Source organism: Alkalimarinus alittae (assembly GCF_026016465.1).
GTDB lineage: Bacteria > Pseudomonadota > Gammaproteobacteria > Pseudomonadales > Oleiphilaceae > Alkalimarinus > Alkalimarinus alittae.
Genome location: NZ_CP100390.1, coordinates 1929005 through 1940871, shown reverse-complemented (window position 1 = coordinate 1940871; position 11867 = coordinate 1929005). Strand labels below are relative to the sequence as shown.

Sequence of the window (11867 nt, the reverse complement as noted above, 5' to 3'; positions counted from 1 at the left end):
AACGTCCTTGTTTTATCAATATAACGGGGCGGTTAGTTCAATGGATATATTAAAATGGCTTATTGTTTTAACGCCAAGTGAAAGCGGCTTAACACTTTCGTAACAATACACTGCCGACGGAGTAACCTGCACCAAATGAGCATATAACACCGATATCGCCTTTTTCGATATCACCTTTATACTTATGGTAGGCAATCACTGAACCCGCTGAGCTTGTATTAGCATACTCATCTAGAATAACCGGTGCCTCTAGGCTCGTTGCCTCACGCCCCATTACTTTTTTAGAGATCAGCTTATTCATACTCAAATTAGCTTGGTGTAACCACATTCGCTTAAGTTGCTCAGGTGCTAAGTTATTTTCTTTTAAATGATCACCGATAATGCTGGCCACCATGGGTACAACATCTTTAAAAACCTTCCGGCCTTGCTGTACAAATAGTTTATCGGCCTTGCCTACACCTGCCTCATCACAACGATTAAGGAAACCAAAGTTGTTTCTAATATTGTTAGAGAATACGGTTTTAAGTTTTGTGCCAACGACTTCATAAACATCGTTACTGCTGGCTGTGGCCATCTGCTCAACGACAATCGCGGTACAAGCATCGCCAAAGATAAAATGGCTATCGCGGTCACGAAAGTTTAAGTGGGCAGTGCATATCTCAGGGCTTATTACTAATACAGCGCGTGCAGTACCATTCTCGACGGCATTAACAGCTGCTTGCAAGCCAAATGTTGCCGAAGAACAAGCGACGTTCATGTCATACGCAAACCCGTCGATACCCATACGACTTTGCACTTCGACAGATAATGCGGGGTATGCTCTTGGCATATTAGAACAAGCGACAATCACTGCATCGATGTCAGCGACTGTTTTTCCCGATTGTTCAAGTGCTTCGTTGGCAGCTAGAACCGCCATATCACACTGGATACTAGGCTCATCGTCACGTCTTTCAGCGATATAGGGGGCCATTCGTTCTGGGTCTAAAATACCTGACTTATTGATAACTCGACGATTTTTAATGCCCGATGCTTTCTCGATAAATGCGGCAGATGATGCTTGTAAGGGTTCTACGGTTCCATCTGAGATATCAGAGGCATGCTGCTTGTTGAAATTGGCAACATACTGATTAAACGCCTCAACTAACTCTTCATTAGAGATTTTCTCTGGAGGGGTGTAGAGTCCTGTACCACTGATTGCTGCTTTAATCACCTTTTACCCCACAATATAAATATATAAAATTCTGATTTTAGTAAAGAAAGTGAAATATTAACACAATATTATTAAGATCGCGTATAAACGATGGTCTAACAACCATACGAAACTTACTTTCTCACCAATCCCCATTGCTTATTCAATCGTTTCTCAGAGATGGTCATCGCCGTACCCAACTTTTGAGAAAACCAAGAGACCCTAAGTTCCTCAATCATCCAACGATAATTTTGTAACTCAAGGTCAAATATACCTTGCTGCTCGTGTTGTTTTTTAAGGTTCTCATATTGCTCCCAACAACCGTCTATCGCCGACAAGAATGTACGTTCGTTACCCATTTCTCTCGCCATTTTTTCAAAACGATCAACAGCCGTCTGTAAGTACCTTGGATAGTGCTGCAACCACTCTTTTGGCGTTTGAGAAATAAAGCCACTATAGACCAAATGATTTAACTGAAACTTTAAATCGGCCATTGAATGCGCTAAAGCTAGATTAATTTTACCTTTTAATTGTTTCATTAAATTATGGTGTTGATGAGCAATCTCATTCAGCAGTAACGCCAACTCACAAGTATGTTCATGTAACTCAGCTCGACATTCTGTTAGCCATGCTGAAAACTGGTCTTCGTTTCGTGGAATATCACGTGTAGATAACAGCTGTATTAAACTTCCCATCAATAAATCATCAGCAAGGTCTACCGCTTTAATATAAGGCGCAAAGAGTAAGTTTGTTTGCTGTATTTTAGGTAGTTTACTCAGAATAAACTTGATTTGATCAGGTAGTGCCAGCAGTGAAAGTCTTGCTATCGCTTTGATGGTATTTTTATCAGCCGTTAAACGATCATTAGACAGTGCTAGTTTTACAAATCGTCCATGATCTTCCAGTGACGGCATCAGATTTAGTTTAATTCCGCCTTGTTCAACTTCTTTGTTGAGTGCTAGCTCACCGAAATCCCAATGAATATATTCTGTCTGATATTGCTTTTGCTCCTGACTGCTCCCGACCGAAACATCAAATTCAACATCTTTGAACTGCTCCATCAAGCCGAGCACATCCCGACTCTCTTGATCAACCTTACCTTTTTCATCTACTACTTGGATGTTAAATTTAAGGTGTTCATCAACCGCTTCAGTATTCCAACTTTCTTCGGGGATTTTAACACCCGTAATGCGTGTCAGTTGCTGCCCTAATACGCGTGTTACCGGCTCGTTGCTCGGCCTAATATTTTTAAGTGCTTTATCAACATAATCTGGGACCGGTACAAGCTGCTTACGAATAGATCTGGGCAACGACTTAACTAATTGAATACACTTTTCACGTAATAGACCAGGCACCATCCACTCCAGACGATTAAGAGGTAATTGCCTCACAGCCCCCTTTGGTACCAAAATAGAAACTCCGTCTCCTTCCTGGCCAGGCGTAAAATTATAATTAAGTTTAAAGTTAATATTATTAAGAACAATCGTATCAGGGTAGCTAGATTCATTAACTTCATCAGCCTCCCGCTTCATTACAAACGCTTTGGTTAAACGTAGTCCTGATAGCCCAGCTTGATCGAGTTTTTTCCACCACGACTCAAAGTACCGTCCACTTACAATATCCGTTGGTATGCGCTCAGAGTAGAAGTCGAACAATGTTTCATCGTCGATCAAAATGTCTTTTTTACGTATGCGCGTTTCAAGCTCGTCGACTTGCTCAATAAGCTGACTATTCTCTCTTAGAAAAGGGGCTTTGGAGCGAAACTCGCCTTGAACTAATGCGTGACGAATAAATAGTTCGCGAGAAATGACCGGGTCAATAGTACCGTAGTGGACCTTACGCTTAGGGACGATATCAAGGCCATATAAAGATATCCGTTCATAGGCAACGACTTGACCTCGCTTTTGCTCCCAATGGGGTTCAAAATGCGTGCACTTAGCAATATGAGCGGCTAAAGGTTCAATCCATTGAGGCTCTATTTTGGCATTGATGCGGCCATATACTTGTGAGGTTTCGACCAGCTCAGCACTCACCACCCATTTAGGTGGTTTTTTATAGCATGATGAACCAGGGAATAAATGAAAGTGCCGATTTCGGGCCCCTTTGTATTCCTTCTTGTCCTCTTTCTCACCGATATTATTTAATAACCCTGACAGCATTGCGCGATGGATTGACTCATAACTTGAGGGGGTTGGATTCTCAGTAAACTTAAGCTCTTTACAAATTAAATGCAGTTGTCGGTGTACTTCTCGCCACTCCCGCATACGCATAAAAGATAAATAATGTTTGAGGCAATGCTTTTTAAGCTGATTACTTGACAGCGCCTGCCTTTCTTCTTCATAACTGTTCCACAGATTAATAAATGAAATAAAATCTGAATCAGGATCTTTATAAGCCGCATGCGCTTGATCTGCCGCTTGTTTTTTTTCTGCTGGCCGCTCCCTTGGATCTTGGATACTTAGCGCGCTCGTAATAATCAGTGCTTCGGTTAGACTGCCTTGATTATTGGCTTCAATTAACATTCGCCCTATTCTTGGGTCAGCAGGTATCTTCGCGAGTATTTTCCCTCTGTCAGTCATTTGTCGCTTTGAATCAACAGCTCCTAATTCGAACAGCAGTTTAAAACCATCATTTATTAGTCGCTTATCTGGACTATCAACAAAGGGGAATTCATCAATCTGCCCAAACCCTAAATCAATCATTTTCAAAATAACGGATGCAAGGTTGGTTCTCAGAATTTCAGCGTCAGTAAACGCTGGACGGTTATTAAAGTCTTCTTCGCTATATAATCGATAACAAATACCTTCTGCGACTCGTCCACAGCGCCCTTTACGTTGATTTGCACTGGCTTGAGAAATAGCTTCTACCGGTAAACGCTGAATTTTTGAACGATAACTATATCGACTGATACGGGCTGTACCAGGATCAATAACATACCGAATACCCGGTACCGTTATCGATGTTTCAGCAACGTTTGTCGATAATACAATTCGTCGACCTCTATGAGGCTTAAATACCCTTAGCTGGTCAGCTGCGCCAAGGCGCGCATACAGAGGTAAGACCTCTGTGTCTCTTAATTCATAATCTCGAAGATATTTAGCTAAATCTCTGATTTCCCGTTCACCGGGTAGAAAAACCAATATATCTCCGAAAGGTGTTTTAGATGTTTTTTCTTCATCTATGATTTCTAAAACAGACTGGGCTACAGCCTCATTTAGCGTTCGGTCATCATCACCATCTTCACTTTCATATAACGGCCTATAACGCGTTTCAACACTATAGGCTCGACCGCTTACTTCTATTACAGGGGCATTATTAAAGTGTTTAGAGAAACGCTCTACATCAATCGTTGCGGAAGTAATGATGACTTTAAGATCAGGACGCTTAGGTAGCAGTCTTTTTAGGTAACCTAATAAAAAATCAATGTTAAGGCTTCGCTCATGAGCTTCATCAATGATGATAGTATCGTAAGCATTAAGAAAGCGATCTCGCTGAACTTCGGCTAACAAGATGCCGTCTGTCATCAGTTTAACTAGCGTATTTTCTGACACTTTATCGTTAAAGCGTACCTGATAACCGACTATGTCGCCCAATTCACTGTTTACTTCTTCTGCAATTCGCATAGCCACAGAGCGAGCCGCTAAACGTCTAGGCTGAGTATGACCAATCTGACCTTTAACGCCCCGCCCTAATTGCATACAAATCTTAGGTATTTGGGTGGTTTTCCCTGAGCCTGTCTCGCCGGCAATCACAACCACCTGATTGTCTTTGATCGCCGCCGCTATCTCTTCACTTTTTTGGCTAACGGGTAAGTCTGCTGGAAACTGTATATTGGGAACAGCTGCCAACCGTGACTGAACACGAGATTTTGATCTGTCAATTTTCGACTGTAGCTCTTCAAGCGCTTTAGTGAGTTTTTCAAGGTCTTTTATCTGACCCACATTACGTAAGCGACGGCGCACAAATACCTGATCCTTAACGAGACAGTCATTAAGTTGCGCTTGTATGGTGTTCTGATTAATTACAGTCATATAACAAGATCTGGGGTGAGTTAATACATTTAAGCAAAAAACCCCACTGTTACCAGCAGGGTTTCGATCGAACATATCGCAGCTTAGCGGTCACTAAACTTACTTATTAGCATCTTCATCACGAAGTTCACGACGAAGCACCTTACCGACGTTCGTTTTAGGTAAGTCATCTCTAAACTCGATAACTTTAGGTACCTTATAAGCCGTTAAGCGTTCACGACAGAACTCTTTTAGCTCACTTTCTTTTAAATTAGGGTTTGTGCTTACCGCATAAACCTTAACCGCTTCGCCCGCTTTAAGGTCAGGAATGCCCACCGCTGCACACTCAACAATGTCTGGATGGCTGACCACTACGTCCTCGATTTCGTTAGGGTAAACATTAAAGCCTGAGACTAATATCATGTCTTTCTTACGGTCAACAATTTTTATATAGCCATCATCTTGAACTAGACCAATATCACCCGTCATTATCCAACCATCACTGGTAACCGTTTTGGCTGTTTCATCTGGACGCTGCCAATAGCCTTTCATTACCTGAGGGCCTTTTGCGCAGAGTTCCCCAATTTCGCCAATGGGTAAGTCATTACCATCATCGTCGATTGTCTTAACCAGTGTCGAAGGTATCGGCATACCGATAGTGCCGATTTGGATATTGTTTAACGGGTTAATCGTCACAACAGGAGAAGTTTCAGTCATACCGTAGCCTTCTGCAATGTCACACCCTGTAACCCTCTTCCACATCTTAGCTGCATCATTCGTGAGCGCCATTCCACCTGAAGCAGTGACCTTCAAATGGCTGAAATCTAAGTCTTGAAACTCTTCGTTATTGCAAAGAGCGACAAATAACGTATTCAACCCTAAGAAACAGGTAAAGTTCCAGCTTTTCAGTTCTTTTACAAACCCTGGAATATCACGTGGATTCGGAATCAAAATACTATGATTTCCCGTTATAACCATAATTCCACAATTAAGTGTAAACGAGTAAATATGGTATAGCGGTAGTGGCGCAATAACGGTTTCTTGGCCTTCGCTTAACTTAGCTTCTAGTATCGGTTTAAGCTGCAGCATATTACACACTAGGTTGTGATGAGTAAGCATTGCACCCTTTGCTACACCCGTTGTGCCACCTGTGTATTGTAAAACAGCGATATCTTCACGTTTAACTTCAACACGATTAAATGTGTTTTTTGAGCCTGTGCTTAGCGCCTTAGTAAATGGAATAGCACCCGGTATATTGTAAGGCGGGACCATCTTCTTAATATATTTAACCGCGGCGTTCATAACCGTGCGTTTGATAGGCGAGTGCATATCTGCAATTTGAGTTACAATTACATGCTCAATGCTGGTATGAGGTATTACCTCTTGCGCTAGGCCTGCCATATTAGCCAAAACAACGAGTGCTTTAGCTCCAGAGTCATTAAACTGATGTTCAAGCTCTCTTTTGGTATAGAGTGGATTTGTATTCACAACAACCAAACCTGCACGCATCGCACCAAATACAGCAATAGGATACTGAGTAAGGTTAGGCAATTGTATAGCTATTCTGTCACCGGGCTTCAAGCCAGTTTCATTTTGTAGAAAAGCGGCGAAGTCTTTAGTAAGTTTATCTAACTCACCATAGGTCAGCGTTACACCAATCGCCGAGAAGGCAGGATTGTCTGAAAACTTCTTGCAGGATTTTTCAAAAACATCGACTACACTGCTGTACTCATTAGGGTCTATCTCTGCTGGCACCCCAGGAGGGTATTTATCCTTAAAGAAATTCTCTAATTCCATCACATGTCTCCTATCCAAACATTTTAAGGTTATTATTATGTTCTGGCTGTACAAAAAGTAAGATACCCTACGTACCTTAAACATTAACGCTGATACCAGCAGCCAAAACGTCTACAAAACAGATTTAGAATACCAGTTTTAAGCTTTCGTATATAGAAAAAATTAAATCAACTCAATGCTTATTATTGATTAATTTTGTTTATTAGCCTTTGCATTTCTACTTAAAGACCTCTTCCCGTTCTTGGTATGCGTAATATGCACATCCGTTCACAATTGAACATTATTATTCTGTTTCGAACAACGTTATTTTAATACAATATTCAGTAGTACTCAGCCGAGCAGTTTGGACGACTTAAAGGATGAAAAATATGAAGAAGGATGAATTCATCCTCTCCACAGATGATGGACATAGTATCTTTGTAAGAAGCTGGAAGCCTTCTCGTAAAAAGCCACAAGGAATCGTGCAAATTTCGCACGGAATGGCTGAACACTCTGAAAGATATACCGATACCGCACAACAATTATGCGCCGCAGGATTTATTGTTTTTGCCCACGATCACAGAGGGCATGGACAATCGATGAATGGATCACCTGCGGGCCATTACGCTAAAAAAAATGGATGGGCGCTTGTTAAAAGCGATCTAGACTTGGTTAATAAACACATATCCGCAAAACACCCAGAACTGCCGCTGTTTTTGCTCGGCCACAGCATGGGCTCTTTTATATCCATGTCCTACCTAATTGATCAAAACCCAAAACTCGCTGGGGTTATTCTTTCAGGCTCTAATTATGACCACCCCATTCGTTACCAAGCCCTCAAACCAATCATTAAAGCTGAGAAACTTAGAATCGGCGCAGAAGGTAAAAGCCCCATTATTAACTTTCTTACCTTTGGCAGTTTTAACAAGGGAGTACCCAATCCAAAAACCAAATTTGATTGGCTTTCAAGTAATACCGACGAAGTTAAACGTTATATTGATGATGATGCTTGTGGCTTTATATGCACAAACCAGTTTTGGGATGATCTGACCGACGGGTTAATTAGCATTTCATCAAATACTCAACTAAAAAAGATAGCGTCAAGCCTTCCTATTTACCTATTTGCAGGCTGCAATGACCCTGTCGGAAACAATAGCAAAGGTGTTAGACGTCTTGCACACAAACTCATTAGCAGCAACCATACTGATGTTTCTTGCAAACTATATCCCGGTGGCCGACATGAAATGCTTAATGAAACAAATAAGGTAAACGTCGTTGATGATCTAATTGCTTGGCTAACAACTAAAAGCTGACACGTAAATGAACTAATACAGAGATATAAACACAGTTTATACAATACGTTACACAATTCGTCTTGTCTGTTTTATACTTTGATTTATTCTATTAAGTATCAATTAATAGTTTATTTAACGCTACATATAAACGCATAACAGCGTTTGAATAGCGATGATTGAAGGACGAGGCATTACCTCTTCAGTTGGCTGATGGCAACTCAGCTAGCGAAATGTACAAGTAATGCCGTAATAATAGCGAAACGAATTGGCGAGTTTATGGAAGCTTTAGAAAATATTACCTATGACGAACTAAATATCGGGGATTCAGCAACCTATACCCGTACACTAACAGAAGAGGAGTTAGTGCTTTTCGCTGCAGTATCAGGCGATGTCAACCCTGTTCACTTAGATAAAGAGTATGCAAGTAAGTCATTATTTAAAGAAAGAATTGCACATGGCATGTGGTCAGGGGCGCTTATATCAGCCTCTCTAGCCACCGTTATTCCAGGCCCCGGAACGGTATACCTTGAGCAAAGCCTCAATTTTAAACGCCCTGTTAAGCTTGAAGATACACTAACAGTTAAGCTAACTGTTTTACGCAAAGAAGACCGCAATCGCGTCGTGTTTGATTGTGAGGTTATTAACCAAGACTCAGATATTGTAGTAACAGGTGAAGCTAAAGTAATAGCGCCTTCTGAAAAAATGTCACTTGAACGCCCTATACTACCAAAGATTACGATTGGTGAGTTACCTGACGCTTAAACAGTTAGATAGCATTACCGTTCTTATTAAAGCCTTCACTTAAGAAGGCTTTTTTTATGACTGAAAGAAATCAATAGGATAAGTAATCGTTTTTGAAGCAACTGACTGCGCACCAAAATTAAATAATTTAACTCTGGATACAATCTTTCGCTCTAACGAAGATGAGTTTAAGTCCGAGGACACAACTTCACAAGATGAAACCACACCACTCGGCTCTATCGTGAGTTTTAGAACTAACTTACCTTCAAGAGAAGGGTCTTTTCTCAACTCTCGATGATATAACGTAAACAGCGATGATTTATTTTGATCAAACACACGTCTGATATTACCGCTACTTCTATCATTCCCTTTTTTCTTAGCTTCAGCTGTGAGCTTTTCAACTTCATTTTCTTCTAGTACTGTCCCCTCACGCTGAGCCAATGCGACTGTTTCGGCTGGAACCGACATACCTGTTGTATCTACACCTCCGCTACCTCTAAGCGCACTGCTTGCATCAACAGCGGATGCGCTAGCGGCAATCGTTTTTGCAACCATGTTAGGTGTTGAAGTTAATGACCCAGTATCTAATGTTGCACGCATATCGGCTAAGTCATCTTGCAATGCTAACAAACCACTCGATTCTGCAACCTTCCTCGCTTCTTCAACAACCTTTTTAGGGGGTGTCTTTTTAATTTCAGGCTTAGGCTTAGGCTTAGGCTTAGGTTTTGGCTCAGGCGTTGGCTTGGGTTCTTCTTTAACCTGCTCTGGTTTTTTCTCAGGCTCTTCTTTTTTAGGTGGTTCAGGCTCTTCTTTGGGCTTGGGCTCCACCTTTTTTTTCTCGATAATAACCTTTGCGAGTTGAGGAGGCAGCGCCTCTAACTGAGAACGCTCTTTTTCAGGAAGCTGTATATTTGGGATAATAAGCGCTACAGGTAACACCAAAATAAACAGTAATAAAACGATCGCCCAATAACGCTTAGATTCGCTAGAAACTTTACTCCAAGGCAGCACAAGGTTATCGGCATAGTGTTGGCGCATACTATCCCTCCTCCTTACGTGACATTCTAGAAACGGCTAACGAGATATTGGTATAGTTAGCAGCTACACAGCTTTCCATAATCTTTTTAAGAGACGCGTAAGGGATATCTTTATCACCCATAATAGTTATGGGTAGACCCGCAGGATTGCTATCTGCGTCTACTAGGCGCTTATTGCGCGATGATTGATACTCTAGCTCATTTTTAATACCTGCTATGACCTGATCATCACCTGAAAGCGTCAATAAATTAGCCACCTTTCGCCCCTGAATAAGAATATCATTCCCTACAACTGTTAAAACAAGCGTCTCTTTAGTGTCGAGGTTGGCAGTAGACTCAGGAAGCTGGATAGAAGGATTCTGCTGAAGTACTTTTACATCAGACGAATTTACCATTAAGAAAAATACTAAAATAGTAAATATATCCATTAGCGAAACCAGGTTAAGCCCCCCAGTTTTATGCATTCGTCCATAATGCCGCTTCATACGATTTGCTCTTCTTGAAACCTTCATTGAGCACCTCCTATGTTGCTATCTTTAACGCTTAGATCAGGGGCATCTCCAATAGAGATGTCTGGAAATAGCTCTGCATCCACCAAACTTACAGCCACAACCGCAGGGTAAGAACGCACGGTATCCATCACCGTTACCAGTGTCTGATATGATGTATCCTTCTCAGCTAATAACGAAATATCTTTTTTATCAGGTAGGCGCGCCTTTAGTTGCTTTAATAAATCTCGCAGCGCTTCAAACTGATACGCTTCATCTTTATTATCAATGCGCTTTATTAGCCCACCTTTAGAGTCTGCAACTACCAATGCATCAGACCGAATTACAACTTGAAGCTGAAGATTTTCATCGTTCAACTCAAGGTCTGAAGGCCCTGACGGGAAATTCAAGTCAAGTATGCTGGTATGCGCAAATACCATACTAAGCAATAGCACGGGAACCAGCACGATCATCAAATTCATAAAGGCAGTGATGTCTAGCTCGGGTTCAACGTGTAATTTTCTATGTTTCCTTCTCATACAACCTTTCTTTTAACCTATTCCATTAACCACAGGTATTCATCAAAAATTAGAGTGTTAATCTCTGTTTATTGAAGGTTGCTCAGAAATGATATTGAGTAATTTAACGCCGGCCATTTCAAAACTATCGACTATCTCATTAGTTTTGGTTTGCAGTACTGCATGGCACAACAAAAGAGGAATAGCGGACATCAATCCAAATGCTGTAGTGTTCATCGCGACAGAAATACTTTGCGATAGTAATGACGCTTTTTCAGCGGGGTCTGCATTGGCGACTGCCGTGAATGCTGCGATTAGACCAATAATAGTACCTAATAACCCAAGTAACGTTGATACATTCGCTAAAGTGGCAAGATACTGAGTACGCTTTTCAAGCCTTGGAAGTGTTTCCATCAAGCCTTCTTCCATGGCGTATTCAATATCTTCTCTCTGCTGCTTGTTAATCAATCGACTTAAGCCTGCACCCATAATTGAAGCGATAGCGGTTTGTGAATCGTTTGAAAATTCTAGAGCACGTTTGTAATCACGCTTTTTAAGTAGCGGCAATATTGCTTTATCAAACGCATTTCGGTTGGCGCTTTTTGCTAGACTAAGATAAACAAACCTTTCAATGGCAATGGCGACACCCAACACTAGTACGATAGCAATCGGGTACATGAACAACCCACCTTCCTGAAAAAACCGAACGACCGTATCAGTCATATCCTTTAATACTCCATAATTTAAACGTTGAAATAATTATATTGCTTAGTTTTAATTTAATTAATGTGTATGTAGCGCATAACGCTAACT

Annotated in this window: 9 protein-coding genes; 2 read left to right on the top strand and 7 right to left on the bottom strand. The window is 41.2% G+C overall.

The window, feature by feature from the left end:
- Positions 1-88: 88 nt before the first annotated feature.
- From NKI27_RS08820 to NKI27_RS08810, 3 genes are all read right to left on the bottom strand, one after another.
- Entirely contained in the window at positions 89-1210 is a 1122-nt protein-coding gene (locus NKI27_RS08820) for a beta-ketoacyl-ACP synthase III (protein WP_265049293.1), read from the bottom strand.
- Positions 1211-1323: 113 nt separating this feature from the next.
- A complete protein-coding gene (gene hrpA, locus NKI27_RS08815) occupies positions 1324-5220 on the bottom strand; it encodes an ATP-dependent RNA helicase HrpA (RefSeq protein WP_265049292.1) in 3897 nt (1298 codons plus the stop codon).
- Positions 5221-5319: 99 nt separating this feature from the next.
- Positions 5320-6996 (bottom strand): AMP-binding protein, encoded by a 1677-nt coding sequence (locus NKI27_RS08810; RefSeq protein WP_265049291.1) that lies wholly within the window; start codon positions 6994-6996, stop codon positions 5320-5322.
- A 368-nt stretch (positions 6997-7364) separates the two neighbouring features.
- Here NKI27_RS08810 and NKI27_RS08805 point away from each other — a divergent pair, with 368 nt between their 5' ends.
- Positions 7365-8288: an alpha/beta hydrolase gene (locus NKI27_RS08805; RefSeq protein ID WP_265049290.1), complete on the top strand. Its 924-nt coding sequence runs from the start codon at positions 7365-7367 to the stop codon at positions 8286-8288.
- Positions 8289-8546: 258 nt separating this feature from the next.
- Complete coding sequence (locus NKI27_RS08800) at positions 8547-9032, top strand: MaoC/PaaZ C-terminal domain-containing protein (protein WP_265049289.1); 486 nt, start codon at positions 8547-8549, stop codon at positions 9030-9032.
- 54 nt (positions 9033-9086) lie between these two features.
- Here NKI27_RS08800 and NKI27_RS08795 read toward each other — a convergent pair whose 3' ends face one another.
- Genes NKI27_RS08795 through NKI27_RS08780 form a run of 4 tightly spaced genes read right to left on the bottom strand, consistent with a single transcriptional unit; the run spans position 9087 to position 11777 of the window.
- Positions 9087-10049, bottom strand: a complete 963-nt coding sequence (locus NKI27_RS08795) for an AgmX/PglI C-terminal domain-containing protein (protein WP_265049288.1) — start codon at positions 10047-10049, stop codon at positions 9087-9089.
- A gap of 1 nt (position 10050) precedes the next feature.
- Positions 10051-10560 (bottom strand): ExbD/TolR family protein, encoded by a 510-nt coding sequence (locus NKI27_RS08790; protein WP_265049287.1) that lies wholly within the window; start codon positions 10558-10560, stop codon positions 10051-10053.
- Positions 10557-11075 (bottom strand): ExbD/TolR family protein, encoded by a 519-nt coding sequence (locus NKI27_RS08785; protein WP_265049286.1) that lies wholly within the window; start codon positions 11073-11075, stop codon positions 10557-10559. Before NKI27_RS08785 ends, NKI27_RS08790 begins: the two co-directional genes overlap by 4 nt.
- Before the next feature lie 57 nt (positions 11076-11132).
- The gene (locus tag NKI27_RS08780) at positions 11133-11777 is read right to left on the bottom strand and encodes a MotA/TolQ/ExbB proton channel family protein (RefSeq protein ID WP_265049285.1); all 645 of its coding nucleotides are present in this window, start codon (positions 11775-11777) and stop codon (positions 11133-11135) included.
- Positions 11778-11867: the final 90 nt, after the last annotated feature.